The following is a 14,508-nucleotide window of genomic DNA, read 5'->3' as shown; positions in this document are numbered from 1 at the left end:
CGGCAGGCTGCCGCGCAAGGTTTGGAGTATCGGCGCGGCAGGCTGCCGCGCAAGGTTTAGAGGGTCGGCGCGGCAGGCTGCCGCGCCGGGGCCGGTCCGCTCAGGCCGCGTGGGCCTTCGGCTGCACCTCGGCGGTGTAGTCGTCCATCAGCGTCTTGGTGAGCGCGGCGGGCGTGAACCGGTAGGGGCCGATCTCGGAGACCGGCGTGACCTCGGCGGCCGAGCCCGTGATGAAGCACTCGGAGAAATCCGACATCTCCTCGGGGCGGATGCGGCGCTCGGTCACCGCGATGCCGCGGCGGCGGGCGAGCTCGATCACCGTCTGCCGGGTGATGCCGTTGAGGAAGCGGTCGGCCTGCGGCGTGTGGAGCACACCGTCCCGGACAAAGAAGACGTTGGCGCCCGTGCACTCGGCGACGTTGTCCTCCCAGTCGAGCATCAGGGCGTCGGCGTAGCCCTTGTTCTCGGCCCGGTGCTTCGAGATCGTGCAGATCATGTAGAGGCCCGCCGCCTTCGAGGTGGAGGGGGCGGTGCGCGGGTCGGGCCGGCGGTAATCGGCGATGTCGAGGCGGATGCCCTTCATCTTGGTGGCCGGGTCGAAGTAGCTCGGCCACTCCCAGGCCGCGACGGCGAGGTGGATGGTGTTGGCCTGCGCGGCCACGCCCATCATCTCGGAGCCGCGCCAGGCGACCGGGCGCAGGTAGGCGTCCCGCAGGCCGCTGGTGCGCAGGACGAGCTGCTTGGCGGCCTCGATCTCGTCGACGCTGTAGGGGATCGTGAAGTCGAGGAGCTCGGCCGATGCCTTGAGGCGTTCGGCGTGCTGGCGGCTCTTGAAGATCTGCCCGCCATAGGCCCGCTCGCCCTCGAACACCGAGGATCCGTAGTGGAGACCGTGGCTCAGCACGTGGATCTTGGCCTCCCGCCACGGCACCATGGCGCCATCGTACCAGATCGTGCCCTCGCGCTCGTCGAACGGGATCACGGACATGGGGATCAGTCTTCCTTCTCGTGCGGCCGGGCGGGGGCCGCCAGGAACGTCGGGGTCCGGCTCGCCGCAGGGTCGGGCTTGCCGCTCCGGCGCGCGCGTGCGAGGCGCATGCGGGCGCGCGCCGCCAGGGACGCGTTCTGCCGGAAGGGTTGACGGGTAGCAACCGGGCTGGGATATGTCAACAACACTGACTTATATCGAGACAGACCACGACGTGACCCGCGCCACACCGATGGACTCCGCCGCCTCGGCCGAGACGCCCGCCGACGCAGCGCACCCGCCCGGGCCGCAGGTCGAGGGGGCGCTGACCAGCGACGACCTGATCGAGCTGCTGTTCTTCGCCTACCGGGACTTCGTCGGCGACCCCGACCGGATCCTCGCGGAGTACGGCTTCGGCCGGGCCCATCACCGGGTCCTGCACTTCGTCGACCGCTATCCGGGCCTTACCATCGCCGAACTCCTCGACATCCTGCGCATCACGAAGCAGAGCCTCAACCGGGTGCTGAAGGATTTGATCGAGCAGGGCTACATCGCGCAGAAGACCGGCACGAGCGACCGCCGCCAGCGGCTCCTCTACTGCACCGACCGCGGGGCCGGCCTCGCCCGGGACCTGACCCGCGTGCAGGTCCGCCGCGTCGCCCGGGCGCTCTCCGAGCCGGACGGGATCCAGGCCCAGACCCAGGCACCCGCCCAGACGCCGGACCAAGGGTCCGCCCAGACCTCGGCGCACGCCTTCCTGCTCGCGATGATCGAGCCGGACGAGCGCGCCGCCGTGCGGCGCCTGATGGCCCGCCGGGTGCGAGGCGCCGCGTGAGCGCCGCCGCCCGGGCCGACCTGCCGGACCAAGCCCCCCACATCCTGGTCGTCGACGACGACCGCCGGGTGCGGGAGCTCCTCTCCCGCTACCTGTTCGAGCAGGGCTTTCGCGTCACGGCCGCGGCGAACACGGAGGAGGCCCGGGCCAAGGCCCAGAGCCTGGTGTTCGACGCCCTGGTGCTCGACGTGATGATGCCGGGCGAGAACGGCTTCGACTACGCCCGCAAGGTCCGCGAGACCTCCCGGGTGCCGATCCTGATGCTCACCGCCCGGTCCAACCCGAACGACCGGGTGACGGGCCTGGAGATCGGCGCCGACGACTACCTGCCGAAGCCCTTCGACCCGCGCGAGCTGATCCTGCGCCTCAACAACATCATCAACCGGGCGGCCGGCCCCCGCCGCGAGGTCGGCGGCGACGTGGTGACCTTCGGCCCCTTCTCCTACCGGATCGACCGGGGCGAGCTGCGCCGCGAGGATGAGATGATCCGGATCACCGAGCGCGAGCGCGAGATCCTGACGATCCTGGCCGCGGCGCACGGCGCCAACGTCGAGCGCGAGGCGCTCGCGGGTGCCGGCGGCGCGGCGGCCGAGCGCACCATCGACGTCCAGATCAACCGCCTGCGCCGCAAGACCGAGGTGGACCCGGCCAACCCGACCTTCCTGCAGACCGTGCGCGGCGTCGGCTACCGCCTCGCGGTGGATTGAGGCCGCCATGGCCGGTGGCTACGACCGCGCGCCCGAGGCGGCCCTGCCGAAGCCGGCGCCCGCCCCCCGCGGACTGCCGGCCCTGCGCGCCCTGTGGCGGCGCCTCGCCCGGGCCATCGGCGACGTCCTGCCGAAGGGCCTCTACGCCCGCTCGCTGATCATCATCATCGCCCCCGTGGTGCTGCTGCAGTCGGTGATCGCCTACACCTTCATGGAGCGGCACTGGCAGCTCGTGACGAAGCGGCTCTCCTCTGCCGTCACCGCCGACGTCGCGGCCCTCATCGACATCTACGAGAGCTACCCGCAGGACCGGGACGCGGAGACGCTGACCCGCATCGCCGGCGAGCGCCTCAACCTCGACCTCGACATCCTGAAGGGAGCAAAGCTCCCGAATCCCGGGCCCCGGCCGTTCTTCTCGATCCTCGACGAGGCGCTGTCCGACGAGATCAAGCGCCAGATCCGCCGCGCGTACTGGATCGACACGGTGGGCCGCTCGAACCTGATCGAGATCCGGGTCGCCATCCCGGACGGCGTGATGCGGATCACGGCGCGCCGGAGCCAGGCCTACGCCTCGAACTCCCACATCTTCCTCGTCTGGATGATCGGCTCGTCGCTGGTCCTCCTCGGCGTCGCGATCCTGTTCCTGCGCAACCAGATCAAGCCGATCCTGCGGCTCGCGGCCGTGGCGGAGAGTTTCGGCAAGGGGCGGGACATCGAGTTCAAGCCGCGCGGCGCCCGCGAGGTGCGGCAGGCCGGGCACGCCTTCATCGAGATGCGCCGGCGCATCGAGCGCGCCATGGAGCAGCGCACCACGATGCTGAACGGCGTCAGCCACGACCTGCGCACCATCATCACGCGCTTCCGCCTGTCCCTCGCCCTGGTGGAGCAGACCCCGGAGGTGGAGGACCTCAGCCGCGACGTCGACGAGATGAGCCGCATGCTCGAGGCCTACCTCGCCTTCGCGCGGGGCGATTCCGCGGAAGCCGCCACCCCCACCGACATGCGGGCGCTGCTGGAAGACCTGCGCACCGACGTGGAGCGGCTCGGCGCCCACGTCGACGCCGTGGAACTGCCCGGCGACCCCAGCGTGACGGTGCGGCCTGACGCCTTCCGGCGCTGCCTGTTCAACCTCGCGGCCAACGCCGCCCGGTACGGCGAGACGGTGGCGATCTCCGGCCGGCGGGAGGGCCGCTCCTTCCTGGTCTCCATCGACGACGACGGGCCCGGCATCCCGGCCGAGAGCCGCGAGGAGGTGTTCAAGCCCTTCGTCCGCCTCGACGACGCGCGCCAGGACGCGGGCGGGTCCGGCCTCGGCCTCGCCATCGCGCGCGACATCGCGCGGGCGCACGGCGGCGACGTGACGTTGCAGGACAGCCCGCTCGGCGGCGTGCGCGCGACCGTGCGGGTGCCGGCCTGAAGGCGCGGCGCGGCAAAAAACCGGGCCCGGGGGGTTTTTCAATCCCGGCTTGGCGGTGCTATGCACGGGGGCTTCTCTTCGAACGACGCGCCGGCAAGCCTGCCGCGCCCACCTGAGTGCCTCCCATGAACCCGCTCGTGCCGCTCTTCATCCTGGTCTCGGTGCCGCTCGCCGCGATCGGCCTCGTGCTCTACACCGACACCGGCATCGAGCCGGCCCTCTTCACCGCCTCGGTGAAGACCTTCGTGATCCTCGGCATCGTCGCCGCCGCCATGTCCTTCGCCGCGGCCCGGCTGGCCGAGCGCTCGAAGCCCTGACGCTCGCCTAGGCGGCGCAGGCCGCCCGCCCGAACCCGGAGGCCCGCCATGCTCTCGATCGTTCCCGCCTTCGGGCGCATCGGCGAGGAGAACGCCTTCGCGGTTCTGGCCCGCGCCAACGCGCTGGCCGCCGAGGGACGCGACATCGTGAACCTCGGCATCGGCCAGCCCGACATGCCGACGCCGCCCCACATCGTGGAGGCCGGCATCAAGGCCCTGCGGGACGGGCACCACGGCTACACGCCGGCGGTGGGCATCCCGCCGCTCCGCGAGGCGGTGGCCCGCGACATCCAGCGCCGCCACGGCGTCGAGGTCTCGCCGGACAGCGTGCTGATCGTGCCGGGCGGCAAGGTCACGATGTTCATGGCGATCCTGATGTTCGGCGAGCCCGGCGCCGAGATCCTCTACCCGGACCCGGGCTTCCCGATCTACCGCTCGATGATCGAGTTCACCGGCGCCACCCCCGTGCCGGTTCCGATCCGCGAGCAGAACGGCTTCGCCTTCTCGGCCGAGGAGACGCTGTCGCTCATCACCGAGCGGACCCGCCTCCTCATCGTGAACTCGCCGGCGAACCCCACGGGGGGCGTGACGCCGAAGGCCGAGATCGACGCCCTCGTGGCGGGCCTCGCGCGCCACCCGGACGTTGCCGTGATGTCCGATGAGATCTACGGCACCATGACCTACGACGGGGAGGCGCACCACTCGCTCCTCGCCTACCCCGAGATCCGCGACCGGCTGATCTACCTCGACGGCGCCTCGAAGACCTACGCCATGACGGGCTGGCGCCTCGGCTGGTCGGTCTGGCCGAAGCCCCTCTACGACGCGGCGCGCAAGCTCGCGGTGAACGCCCATTCGTGCGTCAACGCCAGCACGCAATGGGCCGGCATCGCCGCCCTCGACGGGCCGCAGGACTGCGTGGCCGAGATGGTGGCCGAGTTCGACCGGCGCCGCCGCCTCGTGGTGGAGGGCCTGAACGGCCTGGCGAACGTCTCCTGCATCACCCCGAAGGGCGCCTTCTACGCCTTCCCGAACATCTCGGAGACGGGCTGGAAGGCGAAGCCCCTGGCCTCCGCACTCCTGGAGGAGGCCGGCGTCGCGGTGATCGGCGGCCCGGATTTCGGCGTCCACGGCGAGGGTTACGTCCGCCTCTCCTACGCCAACTCGCAGGAGAACATCGCCCGGGCGATCGAGCGCATGGGCCGCTTCCTGGCCGAGCGCCGACCCGGCTGAATGCGAGCCGAGGCGCCCTGGCTGGCTCAGCAGGCCGGGGACTGGCTGACGTAGACCGAGGTGGCGAATCGGCTCAGCCGCCGGCTCGTCTGGCCCAGGAAGAGCCGCGACAGGGCCGGCAGCATGGCGGTGTGGCTCGCCTGGAGGAGCACGACGATCGCGCTGTCCTGGTCGGCCAGCAGGGTGTTGGCGGAGGCGGCGACCTCCGGGTCGAGGTAGGTGGCGTTGCCGGCGCAGATCCGCAGCAGGCCGCCGACCTTGGCGATCTGGACCATGCTGAGCGTCGCGTCCGCGGGCAGCAGCACCAGGGCGTTGGCGACCCGGTTCTTGTAGAGCCCGATGGTGTTCGTGACGCAACTCCCGTCGCTGGTGTCCTTGCACTGCGCGATGGCGTTGGCGATCTCGGTGGAGGCGCGTTCCAGCTCCCGGCCCTTGCCCGAGAGGCCGACGAGGTCGATGAGGCCTGCGAGCAGGAGCAGCAGCAGGGCCGCGAGCAGCGCGAACTCCACCGCGGCGGCGCCGCGCCGGCACGCGCCGAGCCTGCCTGGTCCGACCCGTGCCATCACGGCCTCCGGTAGGTGACGGAGGATCGTGCGGTGATCTGGGGGATCAGCGGCAGGAACATCGGCACCGGCAGGGCGGCGCGCAGGAGCATCACGTCGCGGGCGGCGCCGGCCGCGAAGCTCCCGCCGGTGATCGGCGCGACGGCGGTCGGCGCGCTCGCCAGCGTCATCTGCTCGACGCGCAGGGCCGCCGTGCAGGTCGCGGCCGGCATCATCGCGATCCTGGCGCAGAGCAGGGTCTTGTAGGCCCTCTGGCTGCCGGCGAGCAGCGCCGCCTCCGGCTGGGCCGCCGAGTTGTGCAGGTGGTTGTTGAGCAGGACCTGCACGTACTGGGCCAGGATGAACTGGAAGATCCCGACCACGATGAAGAGGGTCGGCCAGGCGAGGAGGGCCATCTGGACCGCGGCCGCGCCGCGCGCGCATGGCCCCCAGCGGCGCAGGCCGGCGCGCAGCGGCGCGCTCATTGCGGGCACGTGCTGCGGCAGATGCGCAGGTTGTCGATCAGGCCGCCGTAGGTGTCCTCCCGCCCGGCCGCCCGCCAGCTGATCCGGTATTCGGACTTGGCCTCGACGCTGAAACGGATCACCCGCTCCGTCCAGGCATCGGCCTGCACGCAGACATCGACCATGTTGGCCGGCGCGAAGGTGTAGTTCCCCGCCTTCTCCACGTAGACCTCGATGCGGTTCGTCTGTCCGTTGGCCTTGTACCAGGAGACGTCGCTGTCCTTGGCGCCGCAGATGACCTTGCCGGGCTGACCCGCATCGCGCAGGCGGGCGATGTACCAGTAGCGGATCTCGTAGTCGCCCACGGCCAAGTCGAGCACCCGCGACATCGTCGAGTTCGAGCGGCAGGTCGCCGTGCTGCGATTTTGCGGGTCGGTCGAGCAGTCGCTGTCGAGCTCGGCGAAGAAGTCGCCGAAGCGGATCGTGTTGCTGGCGAGTTCCCGCTGGCCGTTGATCTCGATGCCGGCGTTCATCGTCGTCCAGCCGTTCCAGGTGCTGCTCTGGCTGGGGGTCCCGAGCACCGACCAGTCGTTGTAATTGACGGTGTGGCTCGGTCGCTCGAACGACTCGGAGATCAGGAGCTTGGGGGCGTTCGGCCCGGTGGTGATGGCCGTGGCCGTGGGGATGACGGCGCAGTCGCGGTTCAGCGCGAAGGCGATCGCGTCCCGGCCGAGCACCCCGCCCATCAGCAGCGGCATGCTGGCCGCCACCTCGACGTGCACGTTGGTGTCGGTCGTGCCGGTGCTCACCGGGACCTGCTGCAGCCCCTTGGCGGCGAAGTTCTGCTGGGCGATGCGCTGGATGTCGACCGGATAGGTCTTCGCGGTGTCGCCGGGCTTCACGTCCTGGGGCTTGCGCCCGTTCACGAAGGCCTGCGCCTGTCGGCAGGCGAGCTCGACCGCGCTGGTCAGCTGCTGGCGGTAGGTGACGGCCCGCGACGTCTCGATCACGCCGCCGATGCCGAGGAGCATGACCGGGAGGGCGATGCCCAGGATCGCCGCCACCGAACCGCGCTCGTCGAGCTTGAACATGTCACCCGCACCGTGGAACTCCGCGGGCACCAGAATACGGAGCGGCGACTAAACAAACCCCTTCCCGATTGACGGATAAGCCATCCTATCTCGAACAATTACAACAATCGCTGGACACATTACTGAGTTTAATTGAAATTCCTGGTTGTATAATGGGACCGATGCCGCGCTATGCTGCGCGCCGATCCCGTTCTTCGGGAAACCCTTCGTGCGTCTCGTAACGATCTGTTGACGAACCGGCTGCCGTTCCGGCTGGATTTCGGCCCGGAGCTGGTGTTCACACGGGGGAGGCGCGACGCGGGCCCGGAGCGGGACGATGCCGATGAGAGGCCGGTGGTGGGAGGCGTGGCTCGGAGCCCTCGGCCGCGGCCGGGGCCCGGCCCCCTATCGACTGCTGCGCGCCTGCGCCGAGGCGCCGGCCGCCGGGCCCGGCACCCCGGTCTACCCGCTCTGCGTGTCCGACTACGGCGCGGCGGCGGCGGATGCCGCCCGCTTCGGCCAGCCCTGCCTCAGCGTCACCCTGCGGGCGGACGGCGGCTATCCGTTCTTCGTGGTCCCGGCCTGCGACCTCGCGCGGAGCCGCGCGGAGATCCGCCGGTCGGCGCCAGGCCCGTGGAGCCGGAGCGGCCTCATGCTGCCACGGCCCGGTCGAGGCGGCCCGTGGCCTCTTGCGGTACGTCGAGGGCCTCCGCCAGCATCTTGAGGAACTGGCGCTCCTGCAGCGTGTCGGCATCGATGGCGAGGCGCGCCGCCGCGTAGATGCGGGCGGCGGCGTCGGGATCGTCGACGCGCTCGGCCAGCTCGTCGACATCGGCGGGGTCGGAGAGTTCCCGCTCGAGCCAGGCGCGCCCGTCGCGGTCGAGGCCCGCGGCCGTCACCGCCTCGTCGAGCCGCTGGCGCTCCCGCGCGTCGACCATCCCGTCCGCCACCGTGGCGGCCACCATGGCGCGCAGCATCAGGCGCGCCTCGTCGTCGTTCACCGAATCGAAGGCGGGCGTCTCCGCCGCGGCCTCGCCGCGCAGGGCCCGCCAGGCGAGCCCGCCGATCAGCGCGAGCCCGCCGACCGCGGCGCCCGCCAGGAGGCTGCCGCGGCGCCCGCGCACCAGCGCATCGACCATCCGTCCCGCCTCGGCGGGTCCCTGGGGTTCAGCCATCACGCACCTCCCATGCACAGCATGCCGCGCGCCGCCAAGCCGGCCACCGACATGCGGAGCGGCAACGGCCGGAGCGCCGCTCCGGTTCAGCCGCCCGGCCCCCGCACGGTTGCGTCGGACCGCGCATTCCCGCATTCCGGAGCGATGACCGTGCCCGTCACCCGCGCGATGCGGGGCCCCGCCGAGCACCACGCCGCCCTGATCGCCGGGGCCGCGGTGCTGGCGCTGCGTCTCGAGATCGACACCTATCCGAAGCCCGGCCTCGTCAGCCACGTCGACAGCGGCAGCCACGCCGACATGGATGCGGCGACCTTCCGGGCGAGCGCCCGGGCGATCGAGCCCTACCTCGCCGACCTCACCCGGGCCGGCGCGGGCGGCCTGCCGATGCCGGCGCTGCGGCGCATCGGCATCGCCGCGGAGGCGGCCATGCGGGAGGCGACCGGCGGCGTGAACACCCACCGGGGCGCGATCTTCGGCCTCGGCCTGCTCTGCGCGGCGGCGGGCGCCCTGTGTGAGGCGACTGAGCCCGGCGCGCCGGAGCCGCGCCTGGCGGAGGGCGCGCTCGGCGCGCATGTGCGGGCCCACTACGCCGCCGGCATCCTCGACGGGCCGGAGCTGCTGCACGCCCCCGGCGCCCGGGTGCGGCGGACGCACGGCGTCGGCGGAGCGCCGGCCGAGGCGGCGGCGGGGTTTCCGACCCTCTACGGCGTCGGCCTGCCGGCCCTGCGCCGCGGGCGGCTCGCCAGCCCCGGCGACGCCGAGGCCGCCCGCGTCGAGGCCTGCCTCGCGCTGATCGCGGAGCTGGAGGACACGAACCTCCTGCACCGGGGCGGCCCGGAGGGCTACGCCTTCGCGCGCGCCGAGGCGGGCGCCTTCATCGCCGCGGGCGGCGTCGCCCGCGCGGATTGGCGCGCGCGGGCCGAGGCGATCCACCTGGCGTTCGTGGCCCGGCGCCTCAGCCCCGGCGGGGCGGCCGATCTCCTCGCCATGACGCTGTTCGTCGATGCCCTGGAGGCTCCCGCGCCGTGACCCTCGCGGTGCTGCTCTCCGGCCAGGGCGGCCAGCACCCGGAGATGTTCGACCTCCTGGCCGATCACGGGCCGGCACAGCCCGTCTTCGCGGCCGCCCGGCCCCTGCTCGGCGCCGATCCGCGGGACCTCGCCCGGGCCGGGGGCGCGCGCCTCCACGAGAACCGTGCCGGGCAGATCCTCGTCTGCGTCACCGCCCTCGCGGGCTGGAGCGTGGTAGCGGCCGCCGCCCCGGGTCGCGTGGTGGTTGCGGGATACAGCATCGGCGATCTCGCCGCCTGGGGCTGCGCCGGCCGCTTCGCGCCGGAGGCGATCCTCGCCCTGGCGGCGGCCCGCGCCGAGGCGATGGACGCCGCATCGGGCCCGGGGCACGGCCTCGCCGGCCTGCGGGGGCTGCCCCACCGGAGCCTCGCGGCGCTGGCGGAGGCGCACGGCTGCCACCTCGCCATCGTCAACGCGGCGGACAGCGTGGTCGTGGGGGGGGCCGTGGCAGGCCTCGAAGCCGTCTGCGCGGAGGCGCTGGCGCGGGGCGCGCAGCGCGCGGTGCTGCTGCCGGTGCATACGCCCTCGCACACGCCGCTGCTCGCCGCGGCGGCGGCCGCGTTCGCGGAGCGCCTCGCCGCTACGCCCCTCGCATCCCCGCCGCGCGGCGGCCCGCGCCTGCTCAGCGGCCTCGACGGCGCACCCGTCTTCGACGCCGCCACCGGCCTCGACAAGCTCGCGCGCCAGATCGCGGAACCCCTCGATTGGGCGGCCTGCCTCGACGGGGTCGGCGAGTTCGGCGCGGATTCGATCCTGGAGCTCGGGCCCGGCCAGGCGCTCGCCACCATGGCCCGCGCCGCCCTGCCGGATGCCCGCGTGCACGCGCTCGCCGATTTCCGGTCGATCGATGGCGCCGCGGCCTGGATCGCGGCGGCCTGAGGCCCCGCCGGCCCGGCGGCGGGGCCGAAGCTATGGTGCTGCGCCGGACCGGATCCCGCCCGGCGCCTCGGGTGCGGCGCCGGTCAGGCGTCCGCGGTGTCGGACTCGTCGTCGATGTCGACGAGGAACACGATGTCGGCCTCGTCCTCTTCCTCGTCGTCCGAGCCGGAGCTCAAATCCCCGGCGTGGCGCGGATCCTCCTCGAAATCCTCGTCCGAATCGTCCTCGGCGAGAGCATCCTCGAAGACCTCGACCTCGTCCTCGGTGGCCGGCCGGATCTTCAGCTCGGAGGTGCCGTTCCACAGCGGACGGCCCGCGCTCGTCATCGCCTGGATGTCTTCCTTGAACCCGTCGCAGGTGAAGAGGTCGCGCGCGGTCTCCTCGTCACCGTTGATGACCGCCACGGCGGTGCCGTCGATCTCGAGCGTGAACATGCCGCTGTCCCTCCAGCCGGGCCCGGCCCGGCGCCGGCCCCCGCGAATCCCGGGGCGCCACGCCGCCGCTGTAGGAGGGATCAGGCCGGCCGCCAACCCTCATGCGGGCGGGGAGCGCCGATCGCGGGCGCGCCGGGACCTGCGCGGCGTCGATCGGTCTCAGACCCCGCCGCCGGCCCGGGCGATGGCCCGCTTCACGACGCCCTGGACCTCGGGATTGGAGAGGAACAGGTCGTGGTTGATCAGGCCGCCCGCGTAGTCCGAGGCGTCGGCGACGCGCACGCCCAGAGCCTCAAGCCGCTCCCGGTCCGCCGCCCCCGCCCGCACCACGCCGCCCGCGATGGTGCTCGACAGCTCCAGCGCCCGGTCGTTCGTCGCCGAGATGACGGTGATCTTGCTGACGTCCGGCCCCAGCCGCTCGACCCCCTTCGAGAACAGGTCGAAATCGATGTCGGGCGCGGCCAGCACCACCGCGCCGATCCGCGCCATCGCGGCCTCGCCGGCCTCGGCCCGCAGCATCCGGAGGGTTTCGAGGGTCAGCAGCGTGCCCATCGAGTGGGCGACGATGTTGATGCGCCCCCCGCTCGGCGAGGCCGCCAGCGCCTTGAGGAGGTCCTCGAAGGCGTCCCGCGACCACAGGGCGCTCTCGCGGTCGTACCCGTAATCGAAGGCCGCCGCGGCGGACGGCCAGGTGAACAGGCCCGACACGCCCCGGAAGCGGATGCCGTCGGAGAGCCGCGCCGCGCTGACGGCGGCCGACGCGAAGGATTCCCGGTAGCCGTGGACGTAGATCAGAACGTCGCGCCCGAGCGCCGCCTGGGCGAAGGCAGCCGGCGCGCCGGCCCCCGTCTCGACCTGCGGCACAGCCCCGATGGTCCAGTCGCCGGTGATGACGGCCGAGACCTTGCCGATGAGCGAGCGGTCGGGCGGCGAGAGCCGCACCTCGGCGAAGCTGAGGCCGCGGCCGCGCTCGGAACTGAAGTACGGCGACCGCGGCGGGCTGCCGACCGGCTTGCGGGTCGTCGCGACGAGGAGCACCGGCATCACGTCGATGGCGGATTGCTTCTCGGGGATCGGCACCGTGCCGGTGGCGAGCCCGTCGGTGACGCAGCCGCCCAGCGCCGGCGCGAGGCCGGCCGCTCCCAGCAGGGTGCCGAGGCGAACGAGGGAGCGTCGGGTGAGGGGCTGGCGCAGCATGGCTCTTGTCGGTCCCGCACGGTGGCCGGGACGACGCGCGCCCGGTCCGGTGACCTAGCCTGTCCCGCACAATCTTGGCCATGACGGGGCATGGATGAGGCGGGCCCCGGTGTGGATTGCGGGCAGCCCGGGATCTGTTGCGGCGGCGGCACAGGCTCGTGCCACAACCCCCGATCGATTGCAGGACAGGAATCCCAGGCGCATGATCGGCGGGCTCAGCCGAATCCTCTCCGGTCGCGCGAAGGCCCGGGTCAGCGGGCTTGGCGGTGGGCTGGCCCGACACCGCCCTCCGAGCGGGCCGACCGGAAAGGGGGTGAGGACGGATGATCGGGTTCCCGATCGTGACCATCACGGTGACGAAAAACGCCAGCGCGTGGTCGATGACCATCACGCTGGCGCTGATCTGATGAGCCACTCATCACTCAGCTGAGCACGGACGCCGCGGGACTGACCTCCCGCGGCGTCCAACCGTGCTCGACCGAAAGGGAATATAGACCGATCGCGGCCGGCCCTCAATGCCCGGCGCCCCTCGACGAACGGCCGCGCAGCCGGCAAGAAGGCGTCATGGCGCCTCCTCCCTCCCTCGACCTCGATGCGCTGCGCGAGCGGCTTCTCTCGGGCGACCGCGCGGCGCTCGCCCGCGCGATCACCCTCGCGGAATCCCGCAGGGCCGACCACCGGGAGGCGGCCAGGACCCTGATCGACGCGGTTCTGCCGCAGACCGGCAGCGCCGTGCGGGTCGGCATCACGGGCGTGCCGGGGGTCGGCAAGTCGACCACCATCGACGCGCTGGGGGCCTTCCTGACGGGGGCGGGGCACAAGGTCGCCGTGCTCGCCGTCGACCCGTCCTCGACGCGCACCGGCGGCTCGATCCTCGGGGACAAGACCCGCATGGCCCGGCTCGCGGTGGAGCCGAACGCCTTCATCCGGCCCTCCCCCTCCTCCGGCACCCTCGGGGGCGTGGCGGCCAAGACCCGCGAGACGATGCTGCTGTGCGAGGCCGCGGGCTTCGACGTGATCCTCGTCGAGACGGTGGGCGTCGGCCAGTCCGAGACGGCGGTGGCCGACCTCACCGACTTCTTCCTCGTGCTGATGCTGCCGGGCGCGGGCGACGAGCTGCAGGGCATCAAGAAGGGCATCCTCGAACTCGCCGACATGATCGCGGTCAACAAGGCCGACGACGGCGAGGGCGAGCGGCGGGCGAGCGCCGCGGCCTCCGAGTACCGGGCGGCGCTGCACATCCTGACGCCCGCCTCCGCCACCTGGACGCCGCCGGTCGTCACGATCTCGGGCCTGCACGGCAAGCGCCTCGACGCCCTGTGGGACAAGGTGACGGACCACCGCCAGAAGCTCACCGCCACGGGCGAGATCGCGCGCAAGCGCCGCGAGCAGGACGTGAAGTGGATGTGGGCGCTCGTGCACGAGCGCCTGCATCAGCGCCTCGTCGGCTCCGCGGAGGTGCGTCGCCAGACGGCCGAGGCCGAGGCCGCGGTGGCCGGCGGCGACAGTTCGCCGGCCGCGGGCGCGGCGGCCATCGCCGCCCTGATCGGGTTGTGAGGGGCCGGCTGCTCATCACGGGGTTCGGCCCGTTCCCCGGCATGCCGCGCAACCCGAGCGCCGCCCTCGCCCGCCGGGTCGCCGCCGAGCCGGTCCTGCGCCTCCACGGAGCGCCGCGGGTCGTGATCCTGCGGACCGCCTATGCGGCGATCCCCGACGCACTGGAGCCCGCCCTCGCGGTGCGGCCGGCGGCAGTGCTGATGTTCGGCGTCGCTGCCCGGGCGAAGCGCCTGCGCGTCGAGGTACGGGCGGCAAACCGCGCGAGCCGGCTCTTTCCGGACGCGAGCGGTGCCACCGCCCGGCGGCTCGCCCTCGACCCGGGCGGACCGCCGGCGCGCCGCTGCGCCGCCGGCCCTCAAGCGCTCGCGATCCTGCGGCGGCACGGGCTTGCCGCCGCCATCTCGCGGGAGGCCGGCCGCTACCTGTGCAACGCCAGCTACTACCGGGCGCTCGCCGAGCCCTGCCCGGTGCTGTTCGTGCACACCCCCCCGGTCCCGGCGACCCGGCGGCCGCGCCGTCCGGGCCGTGCGCCCACGGGCGAGCCGGTGCGGGCCCTCGCGGCCGTGGCGAAGCTCCTCCTGCGGCGGGCGAGAACCGTCGCGGGCGCGGGACCGCGGGCCCGCTGAGGCCCGCGACCGCCCGGCGGC

General features: G+C 72.9%; 16 protein-coding genes. 9 read left to right on the top strand and 7 right to left on the bottom strand.

What is annotated here, in order from left to right; genetic code table 11:
- Positions 1-100 precede the first annotated feature (100 nt).
- Positions 101-988 (bottom strand): branched-chain amino acid aminotransferase, encoded by an 888-nt coding sequence (locus ACLBXP_RS02675; protein WP_447666004.1) that lies wholly within the window; start codon positions 986-988, stop codon positions 101-103.
- 232 nt (positions 989-1,220) lie between these two features.
- On the opposite strand from ACLBXP_RS02675, the gene ACLBXP_RS02670 reads away from it, so the two are divergent.
- From ACLBXP_RS02670 to ACLBXP_RS02650, 5 genes are all read left to right on the top strand, one after another.
- Positions 1,221-1,802 (top strand): MarR family winged helix-turn-helix transcriptional regulator, encoded by a 582-nt coding sequence (locus ACLBXP_RS02670; protein ID WP_447666213.1) that lies wholly within the window; start codon positions 1,221-1,223, stop codon positions 1,800-1,802.
- Positions 1,799-2,509 carry a response regulator gene (locus ACLBXP_RS02665; RefSeq protein ID WP_447666003.1) on the top strand — a complete coding sequence of 237 codons (711 nt, stop codon included), beginning with the start codon at positions 1,799-1,801 and terminating at the stop codon, positions 2,507-2,509. Before ACLBXP_RS02670 ends, ACLBXP_RS02665 begins: the two co-directional genes overlap by 4 nt.
- 7 nt (positions 2,510-2,516) lie before the next feature.
- Positions 2,517-3,926: an ATP-binding protein gene (locus ACLBXP_RS02660; RefSeq protein WP_447666002.1), complete on the top strand. Its 1,410-nt coding sequence runs from the start codon at positions 2,517-2,519 to the stop codon at positions 3,924-3,926.
- Positions 3,927-4,051: 125 nt separating this feature from the next.
- Positions 4,052-4,243: a hypothetical protein gene (locus ACLBXP_RS02655; RefSeq protein WP_447666001.1), complete on the top strand. Its 192-nt coding sequence runs from the start codon at positions 4,052-4,054 to the stop codon at positions 4,241-4,243.
- Positions 4,244-4,291: 48 nt separating this feature from the next.
- Positions 4,292-5,473 carry a pyridoxal phosphate-dependent aminotransferase gene (locus ACLBXP_RS02650; protein WP_447666000.1) on the top strand — a complete coding sequence of 394 codons (1,182 nt, stop codon included), beginning with the start codon at positions 4,292-4,294 and terminating at the stop codon, positions 5,471-5,473.
- Positions 5,474-5,499: 26 nt separating this feature from the next.
- On the opposite strand, the gene ACLBXP_RS02645 is transcribed toward ACLBXP_RS02650, so the two are convergent.
- From ACLBXP_RS02645 to ACLBXP_RS02630, 4 genes are all read right to left on the bottom strand, one after another.
- Positions 5,500-6,036 (bottom strand): TadE/TadG family type IV pilus assembly protein, encoded by a 537-nt coding sequence (locus ACLBXP_RS02645; RefSeq protein WP_447665999.1) that lies wholly within the window; start codon positions 6,034-6,036, stop codon positions 5,500-5,502.
- Positions 6,036-6,500, bottom strand: a complete 465-nt coding sequence (locus ACLBXP_RS02640; protein WP_447665998.1) for a hypothetical protein — start codon at positions 6,498-6,500, stop codon at positions 6,036-6,038. Before ACLBXP_RS02640 ends, ACLBXP_RS02645 begins: the two co-directional genes overlap by 1 nt.
- Positions 6,497-7,570 (bottom strand): TadE/TadG family type IV pilus assembly protein, encoded by a 1,074-nt coding sequence (locus ACLBXP_RS02635; protein WP_447665997.1) that lies wholly within the window; start codon positions 7,568-7,570, stop codon positions 6,497-6,499. The genes ACLBXP_RS02640 and ACLBXP_RS02635 overlap by 4 nt, the downstream gene beginning before the upstream one ends.
- A 629-nt stretch (positions 7,571-8,199) precedes the next feature.
- Positions 8,200-8,724 (bottom strand): DUF533 domain-containing protein, encoded by a 525-nt coding sequence (locus ACLBXP_RS02630; RefSeq protein ID WP_447665996.1) that lies wholly within the window; start codon positions 8,722-8,724, stop codon positions 8,200-8,202.
- A 144-nt stretch (positions 8,725-8,868) separates the two neighbouring features.
- On the opposite strand from ACLBXP_RS02630, the gene mdcB reads away from it, so the two are divergent.
- On the top strand, positions 8,869-9,753 hold the full coding sequence (mdcB, locus tag ACLBXP_RS02625) for a triphosphoribosyl-dephospho-CoA synthase MdcB (RefSeq protein WP_447665995.1): 885 nt from the start codon (positions 8,869-8,871) through the stop codon (positions 9,751-9,753).
- Positions 9,750-10,673 (top strand): acyl transferase, encoded by a 924-nt coding sequence (locus tag ACLBXP_RS02620; RefSeq protein WP_447665994.1) that lies wholly within the window; start codon positions 9,750-9,752, stop codon positions 10,671-10,673. Before mdcB ends, ACLBXP_RS02620 begins: the two co-directional genes overlap by 4 nt.
- A gap of 83 nt (positions 10,674-10,756) precedes the next feature.
- Here ACLBXP_RS02620 and ACLBXP_RS02615 read toward each other — a convergent pair whose 3' ends face one another.
- Positions 10,757-11,107 (bottom strand): hypothetical protein, encoded by a 351-nt coding sequence (locus tag ACLBXP_RS02615; protein WP_447665993.1) that lies wholly within the window; start codon positions 11,105-11,107, stop codon positions 10,757-10,759.
- Between the two features lie 159 nt (positions 11,108-11,266).
- Positions 11,267-12,304 (bottom strand): alpha/beta hydrolase, encoded by a 1,038-nt coding sequence (locus tag ACLBXP_RS02610; RefSeq protein WP_447665992.1) that lies wholly within the window; start codon positions 12,302-12,304, stop codon positions 11,267-11,269.
- A gap of 564 nt (positions 12,305-12,868) precedes the next feature.
- On the opposite strand from ACLBXP_RS02610, the gene meaB reads away from it, so the two are divergent.
- Together meaB and ACLBXP_RS02600 are read left to right on the top strand one after the other, a co-directional pair.
- On the top strand, positions 12,869-13,861 hold the full coding sequence (gene meaB, locus ACLBXP_RS02605; RefSeq protein ID WP_447665991.1) for a methylmalonyl Co-A mutase-associated GTPase MeaB: 993 nt from the start codon (positions 12,869-12,871) through the stop codon (positions 13,859-13,861).
- Positions 13,858-14,487, top strand: a complete 630-nt coding sequence (locus ACLBXP_RS02600; RefSeq protein ID WP_447665990.1) for a pyroglutamyl-peptidase I family protein — start codon at positions 13,858-13,860, stop codon at positions 14,485-14,487. Before meaB ends, ACLBXP_RS02600 begins: the two co-directional genes overlap by 4 nt.
- Positions 14,488-14,508 lie beyond the last annotated feature (21 nt).

Source organism: Methylobacterium sp. A54F, assembly GCF_053346035.1.
The sequence above is the reverse complement of the archived record's forward strand: the minus strand, read 5'-3'. Positions and strand labels throughout refer to the sequence as shown.

What these genes read in the sequence shown, in the direction of transcription:
- ACLBXP_RS02635 (WP_447665997.1), bottom strand. Translation starts at nt 7,570, where the DNA reads ATGTTCAAGCTCGACGAGCGCGGTTCGGTGGCGGCGATCCTGGGCATC.
- ACLBXP_RS02670 (WP_447666213.1), top strand. Translation starts at nt 1,221, where the DNA reads ATGGACTCCGCCGCCTCGGCCGAGACGCCCGCCGACGCAGCGCACCCG.
- ACLBXP_RS02675 (WP_447666004.1), bottom strand. Translation starts at nt 988, where the DNA reads ATGTCCGTGATCCCGTTCGACGAGCGCGAGGGCACGATCTGGTACGAT.
- ACLBXP_RS02650 (WP_447666000.1), top strand. Translation starts at nt 4,292, where the DNA reads ATGCTCTCGATCGTTCCCGCCTTCGGGCGCATCGGCGAGGAGAACGCC.
- ACLBXP_RS02655 (WP_447666001.1), top strand. Translation starts at nt 4,052, where the DNA reads ATGAACCCGCTCGTGCCGCTCTTCATCCTGGTCTCGGTGCCGCTCGCC.
- ACLBXP_RS02640 (WP_447665998.1), bottom strand. Translation starts at nt 6,500, where the DNA reads ATGAGCGCGCCGCTGCGCGCCGGCCTGCGCCGCTGGGGGCCATGCGCG.
- mdcB (WP_447665995.1), top strand. Translation starts at nt 8,869, where the DNA reads ATGACCGTGCCCGTCACCCGCGCGATGCGGGGCCCCGCCGAGCACCAC.
- ACLBXP_RS02660 (WP_447666002.1), top strand. Translation starts at nt 2,517, where the DNA reads ATGGCCGGTGGCTACGACCGCGCGCCCGAGGCGGCCCTGCCGAAGCCG.
- ACLBXP_RS02615 (WP_447665993.1), bottom strand. Translation starts at nt 11,107, where the DNA reads ATGTTCACGCTCGAGATCGACGGCACCGCCGTGGCGGTCATCAACGGT.
- ACLBXP_RS02610 (WP_447665992.1), bottom strand. Translation starts at nt 12,304, where the DNA reads ATGCTGCGCCAGCCCCTCACCCGACGCTCCCTCGTTCGCCTCGGCACC.
- ACLBXP_RS02630 (WP_447665996.1), bottom strand. Translation starts at nt 8,724, where the DNA reads ATGGCTGAACCCCAGGGACCCGCCGAGGCGGGACGGATGGTCGATGCG.
- meaB (WP_447665991.1), top strand. Translation starts at nt 12,869, where the DNA reads ATGGCGCCTCCTCCCTCCCTCGACCTCGATGCGCTGCGCGAGCGGCTT.
- ACLBXP_RS02645 (WP_447665999.1), bottom strand. Translation starts at nt 6,036, where the DNA reads ATGGCACGGGTCGGACCAGGCAGGCTCGGCGCGTGCCGGCGCGGCGCC.